This window comes from Xanthomonas sp. 3793, from assembly GCF_024806835.1.
GTDB classification, from domain to species: Bacteria; Pseudomonadota; Gammaproteobacteria; order Xanthomonadales; family Xanthomonadaceae; genus Xanthomonas; species Xanthomonas arboricola_F.
The window spans coordinates 229,701-255,719 of the sequence record NZ_JANTYU010000005.1; the positions used below are offsets into that span (position 1 = coordinate 229,701).

Annotated in this window: 11 protein-coding genes and 1 pseudogene; 1 reads left to right on the forward strand and 11 read right to left on the reverse strand. The window is 68.8% G+C overall.

The window, feature by feature from the left end:
• Window positions 1-342: 342 nt before the first annotated feature.
• Complete coding sequence (gene polA, locus FHY18_RS17675; protein WP_259157388.1) at window positions 343-3,123, reverse strand: DNA polymerase I; 2,781 nt, start codon at window positions 3,121-3,123, stop codon at window positions 343-345.
• A gap of 76 nt (window positions 3,124-3,199) precedes the next feature.
• Between polA and FHY18_RS17680 the strand changes: the two genes are divergently transcribed.
• Window positions 3,200-3,490 carry a DUF2782 domain-containing protein gene (locus FHY18_RS17680; RefSeq protein ID WP_046962397.1) on the forward strand — a complete coding sequence of 97 codons (291 nt, stop codon included), beginning with the start codon at window positions 3,200-3,202 and terminating at the stop codon, window positions 3,488-3,490.
• Between the two features lie 292 nt (window positions 3,491-3,782).
• On the opposite strand, the gene tssA is transcribed toward FHY18_RS17680, so the two are convergent.
• The 10 genes and pseudogenes from tssA to tssK form a co-directional block, all read right to left on the reverse strand.
• Window positions 3,783-4,826: a type VI secretion system protein TssA gene (gene tssA, locus FHY18_RS17685; RefSeq protein ID WP_259157391.1), complete on the reverse strand. Its 1,044-nt coding sequence runs from the start codon at window positions 4,824-4,826 to the stop codon at window positions 3,783-3,785.
• Window positions 4,827-4,873: 47 nt separating this feature from the next.
• Entirely contained in the window at window positions 4,874-12,469 is a 7,596-nt protein-coding gene (locus tag FHY18_RS17690; RefSeq protein ID WP_259157395.1) for a filamentous hemagglutinin N-terminal domain-containing protein, read from the reverse strand.
• 11 nt (window positions 12,470-12,480) lie between these two features.
• Window positions 12,481-14,160, reverse strand: a complete 1,680-nt coding sequence (locus tag FHY18_RS17695) for a ShlB/FhaC/HecB family hemolysin secretion/activation protein (RefSeq protein WP_259157396.1) — start codon at window positions 14,158-14,160, stop codon at window positions 12,481-12,483.
• Window positions 14,157-14,594: a hypothetical protein gene (locus FHY18_RS17700; protein WP_259157398.1), complete on the reverse strand. Its 438-nt coding sequence runs from the start codon at window positions 14,592-14,594 to the stop codon at window positions 14,157-14,159. Before FHY18_RS17700 ends, FHY18_RS17695 begins: the two co-directional genes overlap by 4 nt.
• On the reverse strand, window positions 14,591-18,286 hold the full coding sequence (locus FHY18_RS17705) for a bifunctional serine/threonine-protein kinase/formylglycine-generating enzyme family protein (RefSeq protein ID WP_259157400.1): 3,696 nt from the start codon (window positions 18,284-18,286) through the stop codon (window positions 14,591-14,593). The genes FHY18_RS17700 and FHY18_RS17705 overlap by 4 nt, the downstream gene beginning before the upstream one ends.
• A gap of 4 nt (window positions 18,287-18,290) precedes the next feature.
• Complete coding sequence (locus FHY18_RS17710) at window positions 18,291-19,007, reverse strand: PP2C family serine/threonine-protein phosphatase (RefSeq protein WP_259157402.1); 717 nt, start codon at window positions 19,005-19,007, stop codon at window positions 18,291-18,293.
• A complete protein-coding gene (tagF, locus tag FHY18_RS17715; protein WP_259157405.1) occupies window positions 19,004-19,579 on the reverse strand; it encodes a type VI secretion system-associated protein TagF in 576 nt (191 codons plus the stop codon). The genes FHY18_RS17710 and tagF overlap by 4 nt, the downstream gene beginning before the upstream one ends.
• Window positions 19,576-23,106 carry a type VI secretion system membrane subunit TssM gene (gene tssM, locus FHY18_RS17720; protein ID WP_259157406.1) on the reverse strand — a complete coding sequence of 1,177 codons (3,531 nt, stop codon included), beginning with the start codon at window positions 23,104-23,106 and terminating at the stop codon, window positions 19,576-19,578. Before tssM ends, tagF begins: the two co-directional genes overlap by 4 nt.
• Window positions 23,103-24,376, reverse strand: a pseudogene (gene icmH / locus FHY18_RS17725) (type IVB secretion system protein IcmH/DotU). The gene tssM and the pseudogene icmH overlap by 4 nt, the downstream one beginning before the upstream one ends.
• The gene (tssK, locus tag FHY18_RS17730) at window positions 24,358-25,692 is read right to left on the reverse strand and encodes a type VI secretion system baseplate subunit TssK (protein ID WP_259157408.1); all 1,335 of its coding nucleotides are present in this window, start codon (window positions 25,690-25,692) and stop codon (window positions 24,358-24,360) included. The pseudogene icmH and the gene tssK overlap by 19 nt, the downstream one beginning before the upstream one ends.
• Between the last annotated feature and the right edge of the window lie 327 nt (window positions 25,693-26,019).

Consider the following 26,019-nt stretch of genomic DNA (forward strand, 5'->3'; position numbering starts at 1 on the left):
GCCGATGCTGTGCTGCAGCGTAATTCCGATAGTGTTCGTCTGAGTTCCGGAAATAAAAAAGCCCCGCAGACCAGGGGGAGGTCGGCGGGGCCAGGGAACGGAAACTTGGGGAGGAGTTTCCGCTCCGAGATCTGCTCCAGGGGATGGGAGAGATCTGCCGACAGGCGTTGCGCCCGTCGAGGGATATAACACCATTTTCCACATTGATGGATCGTGAAGATAACTGTTAAAAAAATGTAGAATTTAACGGTTATTCATTCCTCCAAATCTGCGGCAGTCGCATTATGTTTTAAGCAATTATGTCTGGTCTGCGCATTCAGCATATCAGCGTAAATTCCTGCGTCAGTGCGCCTCGTCCCAGTTATCGCCCACGCCCGAATCCACTACCAGCGGCACGCGTAGTTGCGCCGCCGAGGCCATGCGCGCGGTGACTTCGCTCAGCAGCGTGTCGACGAAATCGGTGTCGGCTTCGAACACCAGTTCGTCGTGCACCTGCAGGATCATCAGCGCGCGCTGCGCGTGGTCGGCGATCCAGCCGTCCACGCTGACCATCGCGCGCTTGATGATGTCCGCCGCAGTGCCCTGCATCGGCGCGTTGATGGCGGCACGCTCGGCGCCGGCGCGCTGGCCCTGGCTGCCGGCGTTGATGAAGTCCAGATACAGCCGGCGGCCGAACACCGTCTCCACGTAGCCCTTGTCGCGCGCCTGCTGGCGGGTGGTTTCCATGAAGTCGCGCACGCCCGGGTAACGGCTGAAGTACAGCGCGATGTAGTCCTGCGCCTCGCCACGGCCGATGCCGAGCTGGCGGGCCAGGCCGAACGCGCTCATGCCGTACATCAGGCCGAAGTTGATCGCCTTGGCGGCGCGGCGCTCGTCATTGCTGACGGTGTCGATGGTGCGGCCGAAGACTTCCGCTGCGGTGGCGCGGTGCACGTCGGCACCGGATTCGAACGCGCCGACCAGGCCGGGGTCGCCGGACAGGTGGGCCATGATGCGCAGCTCGATCTGCGAGTAGTCGCAGGCGATCAGCTTGCGCCCGGCCGGGGCGACGAAGGCGCGGCGGATGCGGCGGCCGTCGTCGGTGCGGATCGGAATGTTCTGCAGGTTGGGATCGGACGAGGACAGCCGCCCGGTGGCGGCGCCGGCCTGGTGGTAGCTGGTGTGCACGCGCCCGGACTGCGGGTGGATCATCTCCGGCAGCTTGTCGGTGTAGGTGCTGCGCAGCTTGGTCAGGCCCCGGTACTCCAGGATCACCCGCGGCAGCTCGTGCTGGTCGGCGATGGCTTCCAGCGCCTCTTCGTTGGTCGAGGGCTGGCCCTTGGGCGTCTTGACCACCGCGGGCAGCTTGAGCTCGTCGAACAGCAGCGCCTGCAGCTGCTTGGGCGAATCCAGGTTGAACGTGCGCCCGGCCAGCTCGGTGGCTTTTTGCTGGGCGGCGAGCATGCGCTTGGACAGGTCCGCGCTCTGGCGGCGCAGTTCGGCCGCGTCCACGCATACGCCATTGGCTTCGATGCGGGCCAGCACTTCCACCAGCGGCATCTCGATGTCGCGGTAGACCCGCTCCAGGCCGGGCTCTGCGGCCAGCTTGGGGCCGAGCACGTGATGCAGGCGCAGGGTGATGTCGGCGTCTTCGGCGGCGTAGCGGGTGGCGTCGTCCAGGCTGATCTGGGCGAACGGGATCTGCTTGGCGCCCTTGCCGCAGACGTCCTCGTACTTGACCGTGTCGTAGCCCAGGTAGCGCTTGGCCAGGCTGTCCATGTCGTGGCGGGCGCTGCCGGAGTTGAGCACGAAGCTTTCCAGCAGGGTGTCATCGGCATAACCGGCCAGCTCCACGCCATGGCGGCGCATCACGTGCAGGTCGTACTTGCCGTGCTGGCCGAGCTTGCGCACCGCAGGGTCGATGAGCAACGGCGCCAGCTGCGCCAGCGCCTGGGCACGGTCGAGCTGGGCCGGGGCGCCGGGGAAGTTGTGGCCGAACGGCAGATACGCCGCCTGGCCGGGCTCGGCGGCCACGCTCAAGCCGATCAGGTCGGCCTGCAGCGGGTCCAGGCTGTCGGTTTCGGTATCGAAGGCGAACTGGCCGGCGGCGCGCAGGCGCGCGATCCAGCTGTCGAGCTGTTGCTGGGTCAGGATGGTCTCGTACTGGCCCGGTGCCGACAGCGCCGGGTCCACTTCCACCGGGGCGCTGACCGGGCCGGACACGAAGCCGGTGCCGCGCGCGCGGCCGGGCTCGGTGCGGGCCACGGCCATGGCTTCGGTCTGCGCGCCGGCGGCCGCTGCACCGCCCAGCTCGCGCAAGGCCTGGCTGAAGCCGTAGCGGGCGTACAGCACGGCCAGCGTTTCGGCGTTGGGCTCGCGCAGGTCCAGCGCGCGCGGGCCGCTGGCCAGCGCCACGTCGGTCTTGATGGTGACCAGTTCGCGGTTGAGCGGCAGCCGCGGCAATGCGGCGCGCAGGTTGTCGCCGATCTTGCCCTTGATCTTGTCGGCGTTGGCGATCACGCCGTCGAGCGAGTCGTATTCGGCCAGCCATTTGGCGGCGGTCTTGGGGCCGCACTTTTCCACGCCGGGCACGTTGTCGATGGCATCGCCCATCAGCGCCAGCAGGTCGACGATCTGGTCGGGGCGCACGCCGAACTTGGCGATCACCGCCTCGTCCGAATCCATGCGGCTGCCGCTCATGGTGTTGACCAGTTCGATACCCGGGCGCACCAGCTGGGCGAAGTCCTTGTCGCCGGTGGAGATGGTGACGCTCAACCCATCACTGGCGCCTTGCAATGCCAGCGTGCCGATCACATCGTCCGCTTCCACGCCATCGATGCGCAGGATGTCGATCCCCAGCGCATGCACGATGTCGCACATCGGCTGCACCTGCGCGCGCAGGTCGTCGGGCATCGACGGGCGGTTGGCCTTGTAGTCGGCATACAGGTCATCGCGGAAGGTCTTGCCGGGCGCATCCACCACGAACGCGACATAGGCCGGGCGTTCCTTCAAGGTGGCACGCAGCATGTTGACCACGCCGAACAAGGCGCCGGTGGGCTCGCCCTGGGCATTGGTCAGCGGCGGAAGCGCGTGGAACGCGCGGTACAGGTAACTGGACCCGTCGATCAGGACTAATCTGCTCATGCTTCAATTCTACGCTGCACACCCGCGCCACACCGCCCAGCGCATACTCACCGACGACCTAGAACGGATGACAACGATGAAGAGAGCATGTCTTTTGCTGCTGCCATTGCTGCTGCTCGGCGGCTGTGCCACCACCTCCGGCGGTACTGCCGGCGACGGTATCCCTGCCGGTGCAGATGTCACCAGCAAGACCATGGGCAACGGCGACAAGGTCGACGAATACCGCGTCAACGGTCAGCTGGAAATGGTACGCGTCACGCCCGCACGCGGTGCGCCCTACTTCCTGTACGACCGCGACCACGACGGGCATACCGACGCGGAGAAGGACAAGGTCAACAAGGTGTATTGGCAGCTGTATCGTTGGTGATTCGGGATTCGGGATTCGGGATTGGGGATTCGCAAAAGCGCGGTGTGACTGCGTTTTTGTTCGGAGGTTGGCGGTGGGCTGATTGGGCCGCCGCCGTAGGGCAGTCGATGGTGGTGCGGGCACGCTTGTGCGCTGCCTGTTTGACTGGGTGGTTGGATGGGGTCGCTGATCGCGCTTGCGGTAAGCGAGAGCGGCCGCTGCTCTGAGCCGGCATGCATCACGCGTACGCTTCAGTTCAGTGCGTTTCATTCGTACCCGCCTGACGCTGGTTTGCCCGGTGTCGTCTTCGCCCTCAGCCGTTTTCCAGCGGACCGGTGACGCGTTGCAGGTCGTCGATACCGGCCGGGGCCAGTTCCTTCATCAGCGCCAGGAAGTCGCAGCCCACCAGGCGCTGCGCACGCCGCAGCAGCATCGGGACCGGGCTGGACGGTTCGCAGCGCGCGTAATAGGCACAGATCTCGTCCAGACGCCGCAGCACATCGTCCGGGCCGGCAATGGCACCGGGCGGGCGGGCGCTGCTGCGTGCGCCGTCATCGCCCTCGCCTGCCGGCGCAGCGTCGATGTCTGCCGATGCGGGGGTGGCGCTGCCATCGCGCGCCTGCCAATGCGGCAGCACGAAACGTTCCAGCTCGCGCAGGTCGGTCAGCAGCGGGCGTAGATCCGGTGCGGCGGTGCCGACGTGTTCGGTGAGCAAGGCATCGATGGCGCGCGCGTGTGCCGACGCGTCGCCGATGGCCTGGGCAGAGGCGGCCAGCGTTTCCAGCGTGCAGTCCAGGCAGCAGGCTTCGATCTCGGCCAGGCTGGGGCCGGTCTGGCCCTCGGGCAGCTTGAGGGTGCCGTTGGCCACGCGCAGGTCGCGCAGGCTGAAGCGGCCCAATCGCGGCGATTGCACGAACGGCGTGGTGCGCAGCGCGCCGAGCAGGCCCATCGGGTCGCCCAGCCCGACCAGGGCGTTGATGCGCGAGGTCGGGTCGTTGTCGTCATCGGCATCCAGCTGCGGGTGCACGCTGTCCCAGTGCTGTTCCAGCAGGCCGCGGATCAGCGCCAGGGTATCGGCCCAGCCGGGCAGGCCGCGCAGGCGCAGCCAGGCCGCGCCCAGCTTGCCGGCGATGCGCAGGTCGCGGCTGCGCCGGCTCAGTTCCAGTGCGAGCGCCTGCACCTTGTCCCAGTCGGGTTCTTCGGCGGCGATGACGCTCTCGCCCAGGGTGCGCTCGGGGCGGACGGCCGCGTCGCGCTCAAGACGCAGAAAGTCCGGGTCGTATTCCAGGTCCGGGCCGGCCGGGGCGTCGTCGCTGATCGGCGCCAGCAGGGTCTGCAGGGAAGTGTCGTCGTGCATGGCAGGCTCCGTCGGGGGAGCCGCCGCGGTGGGCGGCGGCGCTGGGCTTATTGCGGGGTGCAGACCGCGTCCGGGTCGCCGGCGTCGCAGGCCGGTTGCTGGTCGTCGGGCAGACGCAGGCCGGGACGGACCAGGCCGAAGGCGCGATACGGCGTCCCGCTGGCGGACAGGTCGACGAAGGCGATGGTGCGGCTGGCCGAGCTCTGCGCGCGACCGGCAAACGCCGAGGCCGGGACGTTGAAGCTGGAGCCGCCGCTCAGGTCGAGCAGCCCGCCCTCGGCGGTGGTGGCGTTGAAGTACGCCGGTGGCGCGCCCACCGCGCCGATCACCTGGGCGCCGGTGCCGATCAGGTAGATCGGGTCCTGCTGGGTGCCGATGCGGCCGGTGGCGGAGAAGTTGCCGGTGCCATCGCGCAGGGGCGCGCGGCCTTCCTGCAGCAGGTCGCCCCGCACCGACAGCAACAACGCGCTGTTGCCGGCGTCCACGCTGTAGGAACTGCCATTGGCCAGCACCAGCGTGAGGTCGCCCGCGTTGGTGAGGCTGAAGCCATTGCTGGCGGTGAAATCGCCGAGCCGCACCACGCGGTTGTCGATGAAGGTGGTGGCATCGCCCAGCAGCACCGGGCCACCGGCGCTGCCGCTGAGCAGGTTGGTGCCGATCGTGCTGCCGGCGCGCTGGCGGATGCCGGCAGCCGCCTGCAGCCAGGTGGTCGCGGCACTGAGCTGACCATCCAGCAGCAACGCATCGCCGCTGCGCAGCCGCAACAGGTTGCCGCCGTCCACGCGCCCGCTGACCTGCAATGCGCCGGCACTGACCACGTCCAGGCCTTGCGCACTGAAAGCGCCGAGCGTGCCGATGGCATTGCCGGCGCCGGTCAGCGTGGCCGCGCCGGTGGCGCTGCCGCTGAGGTGCGCTGCGCGCAGGCTGCCGCCGCTCTGGGTGATGGCACCGCCGCTGCGCATGCCGAGGTTGCCGGCACTGCTGACGTCGTGACCCAGCTGCAGGGCGCCGCCGCTGCTCAACGCAACCGCGTTGCCGGCGATCGCACCGCTGGTGGAGAGCTGGCCGCCAGCCTGCAGCGCGACCGCACCGCTCGCCTGCGCCGCCACGGCCAGGTCGTTGCGATCGACCAGGGCGATGCTGCCGCCATTGGCCTGCACGCTGCCCTGGAAATCGTTGCCGGCGTCGGTGAGCACGATGGCACCGGTGCCGGCGTCGAGCACGCTGGTGCCCACGACCGTCAACGCGCCTTGCTGGGTGATGCCGGTGTCGGTTGCCGCAGGACGCGACACCGCTTGCGCGGTCAGCCTGCCGGTGCCGCCGGCTCCATTGCTGCCGCTACGTGCCACCAGGGTGCCGCCGATACGGCCCTGGCCCAGGTCAAGACCGGCACCGCCGGCGACATCCAGCGTGCCCACGTCCAGGTTGCCCAACGTCAGCCCATTGCGATCGCCCACGCGGGTGTCGCCACCGCTGAGGTTCACTGCCGACTGGAAATCGTTGCCGGCATCGGCAAGCGCAATGGAAGCGCCGGCACTGTTGATACGGGCAGCGCCGGTCACGGTCAGCGCAGCGGTCTGCGACACCGCACCGCCGTTGCTGGCGGCATCCAGATCGCCATTGACCAGGCCAAAGCCCAGGTTGAGCGCACCGTTGCTGGCGACATCGAGCGCACCGGTGGTCAGCGCACCCAGCGTCAGCGCATTGGCATCGCGCACCCGCGTGGCACCACCGCTGAGCGCAAGCAGGCCCTGGAAGTCGTTGCCGGCGGCATCCAGCACGATCGCGCCGCTGCCGGCATCGACGCTGCTGTTGCCTGCCACCTGCAGCGTGCCCGCGCTCTGGGTGATCGCCGCGTTGTTGCTGCGCAACGCCAGGCCGCCGGACGCAGCGATGCGATTGCCAAGCACGATGCCGTTTGCACCGCTGAGCTGCACGTCGCCACCACGCAGCGCACCGGTGGTGGTGAGCGTGCCGCCGCGCGCGATCGCATCGAGCGCACCGCTGCCGGTGTCGACTGTGGAGGTCAACAGCAGCGCACCGCCGGCATCCAGCGATACCGCGCCATCGCCGGTGCCTTGCACGGCGGCGAGTTGCAGGTCGTTACGGTCGACCAAGGCAATGCCATCGCCGGTGGCGGCGACGGCACCGACGAAATCGTTGTTGGCATCGGTCAACGCGATCGCGCCGCTACCGGCGTTGAGGTTGCTTGCGCCGTTGATGGTGAGCGCGCCGGTTTGATTGATGACACTGCCGTTGCTGGTGGCGGCGAGTGCGCCGTTGACGGTGCCCTGGCCGAGGTTCAACGCAGCGTTGCTGGTGACGCTGAGTGCACTGGTGTTGAGCGTGCCCAGGGTGAGCGTGTTGGTATCGACGATCTGCGTCGCGCCGCCGGTGAGCGCCACGGCGCCGGTGAAGTCGTTGGCATTGGCCAGTGCGATGGCGCCGGAACCTGCGTTGACGGTGGTGGCGCCGCCGACCAGCAACTGGCCGCCGGTCTGGTTGATTGCGGCATTGGTGGTGCCCAGGGTCAGCGCGTTGCCGGCATTGACGGTGTGCGCCAGGGTCAGGCCGTCGCGCGCAGTGAGCACGACGTTGGCACCGCTCAGAGCGCCGCCGGTACTGAACGCGCTGCCGGTGGAGGTGAGCGTCAGGCTGCCGGTGCCGGCGGAGATTGCCGATGCAGGCAGGTCGAGCGTCTGCGCAGTGAGCACAATGTCGCCGCTGGTGTTGCCATTGATCGAAGAGACCTGCAGCAGGCTGCGGTCGGTCACGGCGATGCCGTTGCCGGTCAGGCCGAGCGCGCCCTGAAACTCGTTGTTGGCATCGGTCAGCGCAATCGTGCCGCTGCCGGCATTGACATTGCTTGCGCCAGTGACGGTAAGCGCACCGGTCTGGGTGATGGCGCCGTTGTTGCTGGTGGCGGTCAAGGCGCCGGTGATGCCGGTGCCCAGATTCAACGCACCGGTGCTGCTGACGGTGAGCGCGCCGGTGTTGAGGTTGCCCAGGGTAAGCGTGTTGGTATCGACGATCTGCGTTGCGCCGCCGGTGAGCGCCACGGCGCCGGTGAAGTCGTTGGCATTGGCCAGTGCGATGGCGCCAGAGCCTGCGTTGACGGTGGTGGCGCCGCCGACCAGCAATTGGCCGCCGGTCTGGTTGATTGCGGCATTGGTGGTGCGCAGGGTCAGCGCGTTGCCGGCATTGACGGTGTGCGCCAGGGTCAGGCCGTCGCGCGCAGTGAGCACGACGTTGGCGCCGCTCAGAGCGCCGCCGGTACTGAACGCGCTGCCGGTGGAGGTGAGCGTCAGGCTGCCGGTGCCGGCGGAGATCGCCGATGCAGGCAGGTCGAGTGTCTGCGCAGTGAGCGCAATGTCGCCGCTGGTGTTGCCATTGATCGAAGAGACCTGCAGCAGGCTGCGGTCGGTCACGGCGATGCCGTTGCCGGTCAGGCCGAGCGCGCCCTGAAACTCGTTGTTGGCATCGGTCAACGCAATCGTGCCGCTGCCGGCGTTGACATTGCTTGCGCCAGTGACGGTGAGCGCACCGGTCTGGGTGATGGCGCCGTTGTTGCTGCTCGCGGTCAGGCTGCCGATGCTGCCGGTGCCCAGATTCAACGCACCGTTGCTGCTGACGCTGAGCGCGCCGGTGTTGAGGCTGCCCAGAGTAAGCGTGCTGGTATCGACGATCTGCGTTGCGCCGCCGGTGAGATTGAGCGTGCCGGCGAAATGATTGCCGATGTCGGTCAGTGCAACCGTGGCGCTGCCGGCGTCGATGCTGCCAAGCCCATTGACGGTGAGCGCGCCGGCCTGGGTGATGGCGCCATTGTTGCTGGTGGCGGTCAAGGCGCCGGTGCTGCCGGTGCCCAGGTTCAACGCGCCGGTGCTGGTGACGGTGAGCACGCCGGTGTTGAGGTTGCCAAGCCTGAGTGTGTTGGCATCGACCACCTGCACGGCGCCGCCGCTCAGATTCACCGTGCCGGTGAAATTGTTGGCGCCATCGGTCAGCGTGATGCTGCCGCTGCCGGCATCGAAGCGGCTGCTGCCGCTGACGGTCAGCGCGCCTTGCTGGTCGATGGCGGTGTTGTTGCTGTTGACCAGCAGGCTGCCGACGCTGCTGTTGCCCAGGGTAAGCCGATCGCGATCGACCACCTGCACGGCGTTGCCGCTCAGACCCACTGCACCGCCGAAGTCGTTGTCGCTCGCATTCAGGGTGATGTTGTCGGTGCCGGCGTTGAACTGCGCTGCACCGCCCACTGCAAGCCCGCCGGTCTGGGTGATGCCGCCGCTGGCGCTGGTGGCGGTCAGCGTGGTGGTTGCGCTGCCCTGGCCAAAGCTCAGCGCACCGCCGCTGCGCAGCGTCAGCGCGTTGGCGTTGAAGCTGCCCAGGGTCAAGGCGCCGAGCGCGTTGATCTGTACCGCGCCACCGGTCACCGACAGCGCACCGGTGAACGCGTTGGATGCGCCGTTCAACACCACCGCGCCGCTGCCGGCATCGACCGAGGTGGTGCCACCGATGGCGAGCGTGCCGGAGAGCTGGGTAAGCGCAGCGCCGGTGGTGCCCAGCTGCAGGTTGCCGCTGGTGGTGATGTCATGCGACAGCGTGATGCCGTTGCGCCCGTTGAGGCTGACATTGCGACCGCGCAGCGCACCGGCGGTGGATACGCTGCCGTTGTCCGAACGCAGCTGCAGCGTGGCGCTGCCGGTGTCGATCGATTGCGCCGGCAGGCTCAGGGTGCCGCCGGCGGTGAGCGCGACCGCGCTGTTGGCGGCGCTGGTCAGCGAGACGATGGACAGGTCGTTGCGGTCGTAGATACCGATGGCGCCACCGGTCAGGTCCAGTCCGGCCTTGAAATCGTTGCCCGGACCGAGCAGCGAGATCGCACCGGTGCCGGCGTTGACGGTGCCGAGCGCGCCAGCGCTGATCGCACCACCGCCCTGGGTGATGGCCGCATTGGTGGCGGTCAGCGCCAGGGTGCTGTCGGCATCGATGTCGTGGTCCAGGGTCAGCCCGTCGCGTGCGTTCAGGCTGATCTGGTTGGCACTGAGCGCGCCCTTGGTCGCCAGCGCGCCGCCCTGCGCGCTCAGCCGCAGATTGCCTGCGCCGAGATCGATGGCCTGCGTTGGCAGCACCAGGTCGACGCCGGCGGTGAGAGTGACGTCCCCGCCGCTACCGGCGGTGAGCGAGGTCACGGTGAGCGTGTCGCGGTCGCTGACCGCGATGCCGGTGCCGACCAGGGTCAGCCCGCCCTGAAAATCGTTGCCGCCGTTGTCCAGTGCGATCGCGCCGCTGCCTGCATTGAGCGTTGCAGGTCCGGTGAGGGTCAGTGCGCCGCCCTGGATGATGGCGCCGCCATTGCTGTTGGCAGTGACGCTGCCGCCGATGCTGCCCTGGCCCAGGTTCAAGTCGCCGTGGCTGGTGGCGGTGAGCGCGGTGGTGGTGATGGCGCCCAGGGTGAGCGCGTTGCTGTCGTTGACCAGCGCCGTGCGGCCGGTGAGCGAGACCGCGCCGCCGAAATCGTTGCCGGCACCGTTCAGGCTGATGGCGCCGGTGCCCGCTGCCGCTGTGGCGTCGGTGGTGCCGGTGACAGCGAGCAGGCCGGCGGTCTGGGTGATCGCCCCGGTGTCGCTGGTCAGCAGCAGGTTGCCGCTGGCCTGGATGCTGTGGCCAAGGTTCAGCGCATCGCGCGCACGCAGGTTGACCTGATTGCCGGACAGTGCACCCGCGGTGCTGAGCCCGCCGCCGAGCGCACTCAGCGACAGGGCGCCGGTGCCGGTGGCAATGGCCTGCGCGGGCAGGCTGAGCGCGCCGCCGGCGGTGAGCGCGACGGCGCCGTTGCTGCCGTTGGTGAGCCCGGCGATGGTGAGATCGTTGGCATCGCGTACTGCAATGCCGGTACCGGTCAGCGTGAGCGCGCCCACGAAGTCGTTGCCGACCGCGGTCAGCGCGGTGCTCGCGCTGCCGGAATCGAGCGTGCTGGTGCCGCCCACCGTCAATGCGCCGGCCTGGCTGATCTGCCCACCATTGCTGGTGGCAACGAGCGCGCCGGTCACCGCGCCACTGCCAAGATTCAGCGCACCGCTGCTGGTGGCGGTGAGGTTTCCGGTGGCCAGCGTGCCCAGGGTCAGTGCGCCGCTGTCGGTGATCTGGGTGGCGCCGCCACGCAGGCTGACCGCCTGCTGGAAATCGTTACCTGCAATGGTCAGCGTGATGGCTCCCGTGCCGGCCCGCAGATCGCTGCTACCGGTGACGGTGAGGCCGGCATTGCCAGCCTGCTGGATCGCGCCATTGTTGCTGGTCGCGCCGAGGGCGCCGGTGACCCTGCCGCTGCCGAGATTGAGCGTACCGGTACTGGTGGCGGTGAGGTTGCCGGTGGCCAGCGTGCCCAGGCTCAGTGCGCCGCTATCGGTGATCCGGGTGGCGCCACTGGTCAGGCTGACGGCGCCAGCGAAATCGTTGCCGCCATCGGTCAGCGTGAGCGCCTGGCTGCCCAGCGAGAAGTTGCTGGTACCGCCCACCGTCAACGCGCCCTGTTGGGCCAGATCGATGCTATTGGTCAGGCCCAGATTGCCGGACACATCCAGGAATCCCAGGTTGGCGATCCGGTTGGCGCCGCTGAAGCTGGCATTGCCGCCGATGCTGCCGAAGAAGGTGCCAGCGGTCAGCACGCCGCCCTGCTGCACGCCAACGTCGCTGACATAGCTGATGGCACCGCTGCCGGCATCGATGGTGCCATTGCCGACGATGCCGTTGCTGCCGCCGCCATTGGCCACCAGCGAGACGCTGCCGTCGCTACCGCCGGACAGGCCCGCAGCGCGGACAACGCCGCTGTTGTTGACCAGCGAGTCGAACACGCCCCGTGCCGCGCGCGCGCTCAGCGAGATGGTGCCGCCCGGCGCGATCAGGCTGCCGGAGTTGTCCACCGCGAACTGGTCCAACTGCAATTGCAGCGCTTTGTCGATGACCACCGCAAACCCGCCGCTCTCGAAACTGAGGGTGACCTTGTCGGCGCCGACCAGGTTGATGTTGCCGGCGCTGGCGGTGATGGTGCCGCTGTTGGCCACCTTGCCGCCGATCAGGTCGACGGCGCCGGCGGCGGCGGTGATGGTGCCGGCATTGGACATCAGCGCGACCGTGTTGCCGCCGGCATCGAGCACATCGTTGCCGCTCATGAAGTCCGAAGCGGTGGCTCCCAGGGTGCTGGCCACCAGCCCGCCGACATTGATCTGCGCGGTGCTGCCGAAAATCATGCCGTTGGTGTTGATCAAGAACACCTGACCGTTGGCATTGAGATTGCCGAAGATCTGCGTGGGATTGCCGCCCTGGACCAGGTTGAGCACGGCCGCGCTGGAGGATGGCTGGTTGAAGGTCACCGTGGCCGCCGAGCCGATGTCGAACGTGGACCAGTTCAGCGCCATGCGGTTGGAGGTCTGGGTGATGACCTGGCTGGCCCCGCTGGGCGCGTTGATGGTGCCGGTGCCGCCGGCGATGCTGCCGCCGGTGGGTAGTTGCGTGCTGGCCACCTGCGCGACGGCAGGCGCGCTGAGCGTGAACGCGGCGGCCAGCGCCAGCGCCAGTGGCGATCGACGCAGCAGGCGTTCGGAGCTGCGGGCTGCAACGATGGAAGCGATGTGGTTGGCGTGCATGCGCAGATCCCTCAGAAGGTGAAGCCGAAACGCGTGTAGATGCGGGCGTCGTCGCGTCCATCGGACGCATCGCGGCTTCCGGTCGGCAGTGCGGCGGTGAGGCGCCATTCGAAATTGGCGTACTGCGGCAGGCGGAAGGTGAAACCGACGCCGGCGGCATCGAACGTGGATGGCGCGACCGCACCGTTGGCCGCGTAGACGCGCGCGTGGTCGGCGAACACGTCCAGCTCCAGCAGTTCGCGCCACGGGCGGCCGTTGAACGGCGAGGCGGCATCGGCAAAGCCGGGCGCATCGACGTGATATTCCAGCGCGGCGTAATAGCCGCGATCGCCCAATGCATCGGACACCGGATAGGCGCGCACGCTGTCCGGCCCGCCCACGGCGAACTGCTCCAGCGGCGCCAGCGTGTCGTCGCTGTATTGGCCGCTGAACTTGAAATACAGGCGCTGGGTGCGGCTGAGGTATTGCAGGCGCGTGTAGGACAACCGCGTCAGGGTGAAGTGGCTGTCGCGGTCGGGGCTGACCAGATCCGGATCGGCCGAGCCATCGCGCAAGGCCTGGCGCACGCTGAGCTGCAGCAGGTCCACGCCGCGCCAGCGCAGATCGGTGCGGCGCAGCGAGGCGCCGAGTTCGGCCACGTCGAAGGATTGGTCCGACAGCGTGACGCCGGCCGCATCCAGCCGCGATTTCTCGCGCAGGTAGCGCGCCGAGCCTTGCAGCTGCAGCAGATCGTGGTTGATGAATTTCCAGTCGGCGCCGGCATACACCACCGACGTGGGGCCCTTGAGGCCGAGCCGGGCGAACACGCCGTTGCGCACCTCCAGCTCGCTGCGGCTGGCGCCGACCACCGCGCTCAGGCCCGACACCTGCCCTACCGGCAGCGCATACGACAACGCACCGATCTGGCTCTGCCGCGGCGCCAACGAATAGGCGTAGTTGGCGGCGAACACATCGCCCAGCCCGAGCGGGCTGTTCCAGGTGATGCCGGCCTGGGCGCGATAGCGGCCGGTGAGTTCGGTGCCGTAGTTGTTGCCGCCCAGGCTGATCACGTACGGGCGCGCGGCTTCGCTGGCGACCAGGACCACGTCGGTCTCGCCGGCGTTCTGGCCCGGTTGCAGTACCGACGATAGCGACACACCGGGCAGATCGCGTGCGTACAGCAGCGCGGTGTCCACGTCCTGCTTGCGCAGCGGGCGGCCCTGCAGCTGGCGCAGCGGCGCCGACAAGGTGTTGCCGCGATAGCGCGCAGCACCTTGCACGGTGACCTGGCCGATCCGGCCTTCGAGCACGCGGATCTCGATCACCTGGTCCGGGCCGGGGGTCTGCGCCGGCAGGTAGGCGGTGCTGACGATGAAGCCGGCGCTGCGATAGGCCTGGGTGACGGTGTCGGCCACCGCCTGCAGCTGGTCGAAGCGCAGCGCCACCACCGGCTGGCCCTGCGCCAGCGCGGCGAACGCGGCATCGGCCACCGCCTGCACGCGCGCCGGATCGATGCCCGCCTCGGGGTAGTTGCCCACATCGCGCACGCGAAAGCCGCGCACGGGCAAGGTGGCTGCGGCATCGCCGCGATCCTTCACCGCCGGCAGCGTGGCGGCGCCTGCGGGCGCGACATCGGAGGCGCTGTGGTCCTGCGCCCGCGCAGGTGCGGCCAGCAACAGGCACGCGGACAGCGCCGCGGCCAGACACGTCATACGCATACGTCACTTACCCCTGAAAACATCCGTTGTCGCGCAGACCCCACGTCCCGTGCTGCGCATGCGGCGGTCGGCATGCCTGCATGGAGATCGGCGTGGTTGTGCTCGCCTCTGACTGAACGCCGGTCGAACCCTGGCGTACATTTATGGAATGTTAGCAACATTAGTGCGACGACGGTCACTGTTACGACAATTGCCGTGGCACGACTGCGCAATTGGCTGACGCGATCACGCTGCCGCGGCGGGCTGGAGCGGTCGTCAAGCAGCCGCGGCTGCGGGTTGCGCAAGGTCGTCCCCTGCGCCTGGCGCGCGGCGTCCAGCACGCTGCGCCGACGGGCGCGGTACTGCGCGCGATCGATCTGGCCCAGCTGGTGCGCCTGGGCCAGCGCATGCAGCTGGGCGTTGGCCGGGTGCTGCGTGCTGCCGCTCATGGCAGCTCCCGCAGCACGCGAAAGCCCACGTCCGGTTGCGCCGAGCCGTTGTCGGCGCGGCTGGCCTGCACGGTGCAATCGGACCAGTAACTGGCGAAGCTGCCGCCGCGCGCCTGCACGCCCGCGCCGCTGGAGACCCACTCCCAGACATTGCCGGTGAGGTTGATCAGCCCCCAGGGATTGGCATCGCGGCCGCGCGCCGACACCGGCGCGCGTACCGTATCGGCGGCGCTGGCGGTGGGCGGCACGCAGTTGCTGTCCTCGGCCTGGCGCCAGTTGGCCGCGGCCTGCGCGGCATGCAGCCATTCGGCATCGCTGGGCAGGCGATAGCGCCAGCCGCCGCTGCCGATGGTCAACCAGCGCAGATAGGCACGGGCCTGGGTCAGGCTGATGTTGCGCACCGGTGCACGCGCCAGTTCGGGCGTGCTGGCGGCCTGCGCGGTGCAGCGGCCGGTGGCCTGGCAGAACAGGTTGAAATCGGCCACCGCCACCTCGCCGCGCGACAGCGCATACGGCTTGCCGCCGCCGATGCCGGGCACCACCACCAGCATCGGGCCGCGGGTGTCGCCCAGCGTATCGAAACAGGCCGCGCCACGGCCGGGCAGGCCGGCACCGCCGCAGGGGTCAGGGCCGGTAGGCACCGGCGGCAGGCTGGTGTCGTCGTCCACGCTTACGGGCAAGGTGGCAGTAGCCGTGGTGCCGCGCGCTGCACCGGTGGTGGCATTGGTGGGCTTGGCCGTGGATTTGCCGCGCGCTGGTTTTGTTGTCGAGGTGGGCGCCGTTGCATCGGTGGCGCTGCCGGCGGGCACGCTGTCGGATGCGGGCGCATCGACGGCAGGCGCACGTTGCAGGCGTGCGGACAGCGTGCCTTCGGGCAGTTGCCCGGCGGCTTTCATCTGCGCTTCCAGTTGCGCCATCGCAGTGGCATCGCTGCGATACAGGGCCTGCAGGCGCTGCCCCAGTTGCTGGCGTTGGTTGGCCGGCAGATTGGCGGCGCTCATCACCGCCGCGATCGCCGCGTAGCGTGCCTGCGCACTACGCAGTTCGGCACGTTGGCCGAGCATCTGCACTGCTTGCGCAAGCAGGTCGGCGGCCTGTGCATAACGGCCCTGCGCGAACGCATCGCCGGCGTTGTTGCGATACACCTGCGAGAGCAGTTGCGGGCCTTCGCTGCCCAGCAATGGATGGCTCGGTTGCAGCGTGCGGATACGCGCCAAGGCATCGCGGGTTTTGCCCAGATCGTTGGCGGCGGCAGCGCGGCGCAGCGATTCCACCCGCCCTTCCACTTCGGCCTCGGCGCTTTCGCGTGCCAGTGCCTGTTGCAGCTGTTGATCCAGTGTCTGCAAACGTGTGCGCTGGGCGAGCAAGGTGCTGGATTGCGGAGCCAGCTCCAGCCCGAAGTCGACCAGGGCCTGCGCGCCGGCCAGCTGCGCCGGGTCGCTTTGCGGGGCGACCACGCCGCTGATGGCCGCGGCCACTGCGCTGGCCTGTCTGCTGCGCTCGGTGGCCGGCAAGGCGGCCAGTGCAGCCGCGATGCGACCGCGCCAGGCCGGATCGGTGCCCGGGCGTGCCAGATCCGCTGCCAGCGTCTGACGTGCGCTGCTGGCATCGCGCGGCAATGCAGCCACCGCGCTGCGTTTGGCTTGCTGCTCGGCCACCGCGACCTCGGCGCTGCGCAATTGCAGGCGCAACGACTCGGGGAAGGCGGCGCGCGCCTGATCGATCTCGGCCCGCGCGCTGGTGAGCTGCCCCGCCGCAACCGCCTGCGCAACGGCGTCATCCAGCCGTACTTCCAGCGCGGCGTGATGCAACAAGCTGCTGCCCGGGTCGATGCGGCGCACCTGGTCGAGCGTGGCCAGGGCGTTGTCGGCCTGGTTGCGGAACAACAGTCCGGCGTCGAGTTGACGATTGAGCGTGGTGTCCAGCGCATTGAGGCGCTGGTTCTTCTCGCGCTCGATGGTCTGCCGGCGCGCATCCAGCGCCGGCGAATACAGCCGCAAGCGATCACGCAGGGCAAAGACCTGCAGCGCGCCGCGGTAATCGTCGCGGCCGTTGGCCGGATTCCACAACGTGTCCAGACGACGCAGCAGGAAATCTTCGATCAGATCGCTGCGGTCGGTAAGCAGGCGGCGACGGTCGTCCGGCTCCAGGCTGGACAGCGCATGCATGGCCTGGGTTTCGTCGCGATAGTGCTGCGGGTCCTGCGCGCCGAAGCGTGCGATGACCTCGGCCAGATGCTGCTGATGCAGGTAGCGCTGCACACCCCACCCGCCCGTGCCCAGCACCGCCAGCGCGGCGGCGCCGTAGCCGAGCAAAGGCAGCGCGCGTTCGCGCAGCGGCACCTGGCGCAGGCCGTCGAGCAGCTGGTCCACGCGCTTCAACCGTTGCGCCGCCGGGAACGCCACCGCGGCGCACAGCGTGGCGTACTGGCGCCGGGTCAGGCCGGGCACCGGCGGCGGGCGACGGCCATCGCGCAGCGCCACTTCGGCGCTGAGTTTGTCGAACGGGTGCCTGCCGGTGAGCAGTTCGAAACACACGCAGCCCAGCGCGTACAGATCGTCGGCCGGTGTGGGCGCCTGCCCGCGGATCATTTCCAGGCTGGCGTAGGCCGGCGTCAACGCGCCGAGCGTGGCGGCATCGAACACGGTCTGTTCGCCGGACACGTCGGCGGCGTGTTTGCCGGCGCGCGCGATGCCGAAGTCGAACACCTTGGCCACGCCTTCGCGGGTGACCATGACGTTGCCGGGCTTGAAGTCCGAGTGCACCACGCCGGCGGCATGTGCGCGGATCAGCGCGCGGCCCATGCCGTCGATCAATGGCCAGGCCTGTTTCAGCGGCATGCCGTTGTAGGCCTGTTCGCGGATCAGCGTTTTCAGGTCGCTGCCGTCGATGTACTCCATGGTCATGAAGACCAGGGTGCGATCCTTGTCGAAGTCGTACACCCGCACGATGTTGTCGTGCGCCAGCTTCTGCGAGCGGCGTGCTTCGCGTTGCAACGCGACCAGCGAATCGGGATGACGGCGGAACTCGTCGCTGAGCACCTTGACGGCCAGCCACGGGTCGCGATCGCGCGCTTCCACCTTGCGTTCGTCGCGCGCCAGATACACCACGCCCATGCCGCCGCGCCCGAGTTCGCGCTCCAGCAGGAAGCGCCCCTTGAGCAGGCTGCCGACGCTGGCATGGTCGCCGCCGGCCGCTTCGGCCAGATGCTGCCAACTGGACAGGCTGGCGGTACCTGCAGTGCCGGTACCGGTGCCGGTTTGCGTGCCCACGCCGGTCTGGGTGCCCAGGCCCAGGCTGGTGAGGCTGGGCAGATCGCCGGGCAGCGGCTGCGCCGGTTGCACGCGGGTGATGTCGTCTTCGACCGGCGCAGCAGCGGCGCGGCGCGGCATCACCACGGTGGCATCGTCGTCGACCGGTGGCGCGGACGGCGCAGCGGCTGGCGAGGTTACTGGCGGCGCTGCCGCTGCGCCCTCGCGCAATGCATCCAGCCGGTGCATCAAGGTGGTGACGGTGACATCGTCCAGCAATTGCTGGCGTTGCAACTGCGACAGCGTTTCCACGCCGTCGCGGTATTCGGCATCCGGCACGGCCGCGCGCTTGCCCAGCGCGGCCAGCACGGCGTCCAGGTTCAATGCGCCGGTGCGCATGGCGGTGACCAGTTCGGTCACGGTGGCGGTGTCTTGGTGCATGCGCTCACTCCTGCAGGCGGACGACGACGGCGGTGACGTTGTCGCGCGCCGCCCTGCCCATCGCCAGTTCGAACAACCGCGCCAGCAGCGCGCGTGGATCGCCGAAGCGATGGCATTCGGCATCCAGCTCCGGGTCGGGGATTTCCTTGTTGATGCCATCGCTGCACAGCAAGAATTGCGTACCCGGCAGACTCGGCAGCAGCACCCAGTCGACGAACAACGGCTCCTGCGCGCCCACCGCGCGGGTAAGCACGCCGGCCGCCGCAGCGGCGGCCTGGGCCGTACCGAACTGGGTGATGTCCTCGCGCACGCCGTGCACGTGATCGCGGGTGAGCTGGCGCAGCAGGCCGCCGTGTTGCGCATAGATACGGCTGTCGCCGACCCAGCCGCACAGCATGAAATCCGGGTCGTGCACCAGCACCACCACGGTGGTGGCGATCATGTCCACGCGGCGTTGCCGCGCAACCTGCAGCAGCTCGGCGTTGATCTGCGCCAGGGTGTCGTCGATGGCATCGATGAAGTCGCACAGGTCCGGCGGGCGCACCAATGCGCCCAGCCGCTGCACCAGCAACTGGCTGGCGTAATCGCCGGCGCTGTGGCCGCCCAGGCCGTCGGCCACCACCCACAGCCCGGCATCGTCGCGCAGCAGCAGTGCGTCTTCGTTGAGCCGGCGCACCTTGCCGGTTTCGGTATGCCCCGCAGATTGATACAGCGCGCTCATCGGGTGACCTCGGTGATGTCCTCGTCGGCGAGCAGCCAGTCCAGATAGCGCTCTGCCGTGGGCAGGCCTGCGAGCGCCTGCGCAGCGCCGCCCGGCGGCCACCACAGCGACTGGCCATGCGCTGGTGCATGCGCGGTGGACGGCGTGGCCGGCACTGCGAGCGCGCGCACGGCGGTGTCGAAGCTCACCGCATCGGTGCGCGCGCGCAGCGCACGGCCCAGGCACGCCGCCGATGCGTCAAACCAGGCCACTGCGGGCAGGCAGGCAGGCGGCACCGGCATCGCCACGATCAACGGGAAGCAGCGCCCCACACGGTCTTCGCCCGGGCCCAGCACACCGGCCCAGGCCTGCGGACCGCACACGCCCGGCCCCAAGGCGAAGGCGCGCATACCGCTGCCGCGATAGGCGCCCGGCCAGCGTTCGCCGAGCTGCTGCCGCACGCTGTCCAGGCAGCTGGCAAAGTGCGCGTCCCACGGTTGCACGAAGCTGGCCGGCAAGCGCCGCTGCACGAAGTCGCCCACGCCCGGCAACTTGCCGTGGAAGCCGATCTGATCGCTCGCCGGCATGGTCATCCGCCGCACGCAAACTGCTGGACGTCGCTGTCCAGAAACGGGTGACGCAGGTTGCCCGCGCGCAGCGGCACCTGCACGTCGTGGCCACCGAGCGCGAAGCTGGCGACGAAGCGCAGGTCGGACGGGTTCTGCAGATGCCCGGCCTGCAACGCGCGAAACAGCGCCCAGTCGCCTTGATAGTCGAGCGTGCCCAGCGCCACGCCATCGGCACCGAAGGCGGCAATCGACACATGCCCCGGCACCGGGCCGGGCCAGATCATCGGCATGCTTTGCGCCGCACCGGGCTGGTAGTCGTACCGCTGGCCTTCGATGTCCAGGGTCAGCCGGGTGACGCCCTCGCCCAGCGTGGGCGCCAGCACGGTAAAGCCCACCTGCGGCACCGGGCCGCCGCGAAAGTATTTCTGCCGGATGCGCTGCGCCAGTTGCAGCTGTGCAGGCAGTCCGGGCGCGCCAACCACCGCATCCGGGCCTTGTTTCCAGCGCCATTGCGGCGCCTGCGTGTCCAGCAGCGGCTGCACGGTGCCGGTGTAGAGCGTATCCAGGCGCCCGCCGGTGCCGAACAATTCGCCAAAATTCTGCAGCGGAAGGTCTACCTGCGCATCCGGATCGAACGGGTAGCGCCCGCGTACGAAATCGCTGCACACCTCGCCCACCGATTGGCGCACCTGCGCATCCAGCGCGGCGCGTGCGCCCTGGGTCATCAAGGTCGCGCTGCTGCCGGCCAGAGTCTGCAGCCAGTCGGTCAACGGCGGCGGCAGCTGCGCCATTTCCTGCCGGGCCAGGGCCAGTTGCGCGTTGGCGGCTGCCGCATCGCCACCGCCTTGCGAGACCACCAGCAACTGCTTGCCGAGTTGATCGAGCACGCCCAGCAGATGATCCAGCGGTGTGCTGCCGGGTGCACCGGCAGTCAATGCATTGAGCGCCAGGAAGTGCTCGCTGATCGCCGCGCCCGGCAGCGCTGCGTTGGCGGCGGCAGGATCGGCAGCGGTGGCCAGCGCGGCGCTCATCGCAGCGCCGCCAGGCAGCGTTGCCGCTGCCGCATTGGCCTTGGCCGCCGCCTTGCCGGCCGCCGCAGCCACGGCGCGCTGCGCCGGGTCTGCCGGCGGTGCGCGGTCCATCGCCTGGGTGTGCTCGGCCACCACGCCCAGCAACAACCGTAGCGGCGAGCCGGGGCCGGCCAGTCTGGCGGCGCTGGCGCTGGCGCCGGCCAGATCGGCCGCCGGGCGCAATTGCAGATCGGCCAGCAGCGCGTCCCAGTAGCGGATGTAGTCGGCCTCGTAACGCTGGCCGACCTCGCGCACCAACGCGGCCTTGGCGGCCGCGTCCAGCGGCGCACCGCCGAACACCCAATCGTCGCACCCGAAGCGTTCCACCGCCTGGCCGATGCCATCGCGCTGCAGGCCGGCGAAGACCGGCTGGGTGTACAGCGCCGCCACCGGTGTGGACAGCGCAGTGCCGCTGCGCCGCACGAAGGTATCGGCCAGCAAGCCCAGCGCCTTGTCCAAGCGCAGCGGCGTGCCGGCCGGCGGTGTCAGCAGCAGGTTGCCGTAGATCAACGTGGACAGATCGGCCGCACGCAGGCTCGCACGCGCCTGTGCGATGCGTTCGCCATCCAGCGACAGCGCACGCACGCGCCCGGGAGCCTCCAGCAAGGCCTGCAGGTGCGCGCTCACTGCCTGCTGCTGCGCCACATCGCGCGGAAACAGTTTGCCGGCCTCGATGGCCGCCAGCGCGCTGAGTTGCGCAGGATCCAGATGCTGCGGCTGGCCGAGCATCAGGTACCCCTTGAGCGTGTAGTAAAGGGCCTGCGGTGCCTGCGCGTTGTCGACCAGACCATCGCGAAAGCGCACCGCCAGCGCCGGCAGCAACGTGGCGTTGAGCTGGCGCAGATACCCGGCCTGCAGTTCGTCGCCCAGCGTGGCTCCCTGGAACAACCCCATCCGCAGCGACCACGGCGTGCGCTGGCGATACTGGCGTGCCACCTGCACCACGGCCTGCGTGGCCGCAGCCTGCTGCAGCGTGCGTGCCATGTACTCGGGCATGCTGGTGGCGGCGTTGGGATCGGGCACTGCCGGGCGTGCCTGCAGTGCCTGACGCACGTGTTGGAGATAGGCGCGATTGCCCAGGTAACTGACGCTCAACCCGGCCAGCAGCGCGCCGCTCAGCAACGCAACGCCGGCATAGGCGGCCGCCTGCAGCCATGCCATGCGGCGTTGCTGCGTGGGCGGCGTGTTGGCCAGCCCGGATTCGCGCAGCACCACCTCGCGCAGCAAGCGCTCGACAAAGAACGTGCGGCGTTGCGCGCCGGGGGCGTGCACGCGCGCATCGTCCACACCGAAGGTGCGTGCCACCGCGCCCATCATGCGGTCGATCGGCGTACCTTCCTGGGTGCCGGAAGTGAAGTACACCCCGCGCAGCAGCGGCGCCGGCCCGTAGGCGGTGCCGGCAAAGGTGCCTTCGACAAACTGCCGCGCACGTTCGCCAAGCGCGGCCACCTGCTGCGGAAACGACAGGATCGTCGCACGCCGCAAACGGTCGCGCTCCAGATTCAGCCGCTCGAACAGGCGTGCGCTCAACTGCTGCTGCAGCAGATTGAATTCCTCTGCAAAACCGCGCGCGGCGCGGCCGTCGAGGGTGTGCGCGAGCGCAAATGTCATGCCCCAGACCTGGCTGCGCTGGCCGGGCGTGAGATCGTCGAAGAATTCGCCAAAGCCACCGATCAGATCGCACTTGGTAAAGATCAGGTACACCGGCACGCTGGCCTGCAACTGCTCGGCCAGCTCGTCCAGGCGGCGACGGATCGCCTGCATGTGCGTGTCGCGTTCGCCATCGTCGAGCAGCAACAGGTCGGACATGCTCATGGTCACCAGCACCCCGTTGAGCGGCCGGCGCGGGCGATGGCGCCGCAGCAGGCGCAGGAAGTCGCGCCAGGCGCCGGCATCGACGGCCTGGTCGGAGTCCTGCGTGGTGTAGCGCCCGGCGGTATCCAGAAACACCGCTTCGTCGGTAAACCACCATTCGCAATCGCGGGTGCCGCCCACCCCGCGCAACGCCGCATCGCCCATGCGCGCTGCCAGCGGAAACTGCAGGCCCGAATGCTGCAGCAAGGTGCTCTTGCCCGAGCCGGGCGGGCCGATCAACGCGTACCACGGCAGCGTGTACAGATCGCCGCCACCGCGGCGCTTGCGCAGCAGTTGAATGGCCTGCTGGAAGCGCGCCTGCAATTGCGCGCGCTCCTGCCCGCTGCGCAGTTCGCGGTCATCGTCGCGACCGGGTGCGGCCAATGCGCTGGATAGCCCGGCCGCGCGCCGCTGCGCCCGCCAACGTCGCCATCCCAGCACCCCCAGCCACACCCCGATCAACAGCACGATTGCCAACAGCCGCGCCGCCATGCCGGTCAGCGGGCTCCAGCCATCGATGGCGACATACGGCCCGCCCACCCACAGCAGCAGCGACAGCAGGCACAGCGCCAATACGCTCACCACCAACGTGGCACTCAGCTTGGACAACCGCGTCTTCATCGTCATTCCCCAGGCTGGAACAGAATCTCGACGCGGCGATTGCGCGCGCGATTGGCAGGCAGCTGCGCCGGCTGCGCCACCGGTTGCGAGTCGCCGGCGCCCAGCGCTTCCACCCGCCCCGGCGTGGCAAGATGCGTGCGCAACAGCTGCGCAACCGCCTCGGCACGCGCCCCCGACAAGGCGTAGTTGTCCTGAAAACGCAGCGAGCGCACCGGCACGTCGTCGGTATGCCCGACCACGATCACCCGTCCCGGCAATTGATCGATTGCCGCCGCGATCTGTGCGATCAGGCCACGTTGCTCCGGCTCCACCTCGACGCCGCCGGAGGCGAACATCGCCGCGCTGCTCAGGCGCACGCGCGTCTGTCCATCGGACTGCTCATCCACGCGCAACAGGCTGGCGCGCTCCTGCGTGGCAAGCAACTGTTTCAGACGCACCTGCGGCGGCGGCAACGGCGTTGCCTGCGGTGGTGTGGCCGGCGCCAGCCCCCACTGCGCAACCTGCGCGCTGATCGGCGCCGACAATGCGTTCAGGCGCGTCTGCATCCACGCGAAGGCCACCACCAACACGCTCAGCCCCAACAGCGCAGCGGCCCACAGCGGCAGGAAGCGGCCCAGCCGGCGGCGGTCTTCCACCCCGCGCCAATGCGGCGCCAGGCTGTCGGGTGCGGCGCCGCGCGCCGCACGGATACGGCGGAACAGGTCGTCCTGAATCTCGCCGAGCTTGGCCAGCCCGCCCGCTTCGATCTGATACCGGCCCACGAATCCCAGCGCCAGGCACAGATACATCAGCTCGATCAATTCCAGATGCCGCGACACATCCGCGCACAGACGCTCCAGGATCTGGAAGAACTTGGCGCCGCCGTACGATTCGCCATGAAAGACCACCAGCAAGGTCTTTTGCGACCAGCCACTGCGCTCGCCCCACGGCGCATTGAGCACCGCCTCGTCGAGCAAGGCGCACAACACGTAACGCGCGGCGGTGACCGCTTCCACCGGCGCGCCGCCATCGCGGGCGCGTTGCTCGAAGCGGCGGATCTGCGCCATCACCTGCTCGCGCAGACGGACCACGTCGGGAAGCTGCGCGCTGTGACGCAATTGCACCGCCAGCAGCAACAACGGCGTGGCCGCCTGCACCAACGGGTTGACGCTGCGGCCCAGCAACTCGCTGATGTCGGTGTCTTCGGCAGCCACCACGCTGGCCGCAAGCGGCGCAACCAGGCCGGCATCGATGTCGGTCATGGAACGGCTCATGCGCTCAACTCCGGATCGCCCACAGCTGCAGGTCCAGCCCGGCGAATTCGCTGCCGAAGTGGAATGCGATGCCGCCGGAGGTCTTCAAGGTTCGCCACAACGCGGCGCTCTTGTCGAACTCGAAGTACAGGTAACCGGCGTGGTACGGAATCTGCCGCGGCGCCACCGCCATCGGCGTTGCCACGATGCCGGGCAACTGCAGATTGACCAGATCGCGGATCTGCTCCACCGGCCCGATCTTGGCGTGCGCGGGCAGCTGCCGGCGCAATTCCTCGCTGGGCATGTCGGCCTTTGCGGCGAGGACGAACGCGGCGCTGTCCAGCAAGCTCGGGTCGGGCACCATCGCCACCCACACGCCGAACTTGCGTGCCTGCATCGGCAACGGGGTGGCGGTCTGTTCGAGCACCGCGCTCAGGCTGGAGCGCAAGGCGCCGATCACCGGTTCGAAGCTGTCCTGCTGCGCCTCGTGCCGATAGGCCGGCCATGCCGGCGGGCGCTTGCCTGGCGCGGTAAAGGTGCTGAGCTCGCCGGCCAGCCCCACCAGGGCACGGAACAGCTCTTCAGGATGCGCCAACGGTGCGGCGGCCCAGTGCGCAATCTGCGGTTGCCAGCGGTTGATCACCTGCAACAGCAGGAAATCGGCGATGTCGGCAGCGCCGCCGCGGTCGGTCAGCGTCACCCGCGCCGCCAGCGCCTCGCCGCGCTGATGCAACAAGCCAAGCAGTTCGGTCAGGAACGTGGTCAACCGTGAGGCGGCTTGGCAGACCATCGCACTGGGAATGAAGTGCGGGTCGAGGATCACCTGACGGTCCGAGCGCGATTCGATGATGCGCGCCACCGCGATACAGTCCAAGCCGTCCAGTGGCTGCGATTGCGGCAGCAGCCGCGTGCTCAGCCCACCGACTTCCATCAGCACCGCCTCGCTGGTGCTGCCCGACGCATCGCCGCTTTCGGTCTCACGCACGCGGTAGCGGAACAACTGATCGACCGGCGATTCCGGACGCCCCAGTTCCGGCTGCGCCGGTACCCGCAAGGGCAGCGTGAGATACACGATCTGATCGCGGCAGTTGGGGTCCACCTCCAGCGCCACCGGTAGCGGATCGTCACCCGGCATCGCGAACGGCGTGCCGTCGGCAAACACGCCACGCGCACGCCGCAACCCCAGCTTGCCCACCGCCAGCAGATCGGTCTCCCATTCCAGCTCGCTCAGGCCCCAGGCGTACGGCCGCAGCCGCGCCGCACGCAGATCCACATAGCGCTCCAGGTAGCGTTCCTGCTGCTGCAGATGCTGCGGGCGCAGAAACAGCCCTTCGCTCCACACGACCTTGTTGTTGTGCATGATCCACTCGCTGGAGAGAAGCCGGTCGCAGCTGGAGCGCACGCGGCCACTACATCGCGTGCGACCTGACGGCGCGGGTATTGGCGATGCGTCGTTAGCTACGTTGGCGCGCGTTGTGCAATGCGTTTCCGACGGCATCTGCTGGGGCAGTCCACGCACCGCCGATGCGTGTCGGTGGATCGATTCTGCGGCGTGCCCGGCGCACTCACCCGTCAAAACGTCTCAGCGGATTGGCATGCACGTCCTGCCACAAAAAACCAGCGCCACGGGTGATTTCGTAGGAGCGCGCTTGCGCGCGATGAGGCCTTGTCGCGACAGCCCCATCGC

Coding starts and splice junctions, on each gene's coding strand:
- FHY18_RS17690 (WP_259157395.1), bottom strand. CDS start 12,469: ATGCACGCCAACCACATCGCTTCCATCGTTGCAGCCCGCAGCTCCGAA.
- FHY18_RS17700 (WP_259157398.1), bottom strand. CDS start 14,594: ATGAGCGGCAGCACGCAGCACCCGGCCAACGCCCAGCTGCATGCGCTG.
- FHY18_RS17695 (WP_259157396.1), bottom strand. CDS start 14,160: ATGACGTGTCTGGCCGCGGCGCTGTCCGCGTGCCTGTTGCTGGCCGCA.
- tssM (WP_259157406.1), bottom strand. CDS start 23,106: ATGACGATGAAGACGCGGTTGTCCAAGCTGAGTGCCACGTTGGTGGTG.
- FHY18_RS17710 (WP_259157402.1), bottom strand. CDS start 19,007: ATGAGCGCGCTGTATCAATCTGCGGGGCATACCGAAACCGGCAAGGTG.
- tssA (WP_259157391.1), bottom strand. CDS start 4,826: ATGCACGACGACACTTCCCTGCAGACCCTGCTGGCGCCGATCAGCGAC.
- tagF (WP_259157405.1), bottom strand. CDS start 19,579: ATGACCATGCCGGCGAGCGATCAGATCGGCTTCCACGGCAAGTTGCCG.
- tssK (WP_259157408.1), bottom strand. CDS start 25,692: ATGCACAACAACAAGGTCGTGTGGAGCGAAGGGCTGTTTCTGCGCCCG.
- FHY18_RS17705 (WP_259157400.1), bottom strand. CDS start 18,286: ATGCACCAAGACACCGCCACCGTGACCGAACTGGTCACCGCCATGCGC.
- FHY18_RS17680 (WP_046962397.1), top strand. CDS start 3,200: ATGAAGAGAGCATGTCTTTTGCTGCTGCCATTGCTGCTGCTCGGCGGC.
- polA (WP_259157388.1), bottom strand. CDS start 3,123: ATGAGCAGATTAGTCCTGATCGACGGGTCCAGTTACCTGTACCGCGCG.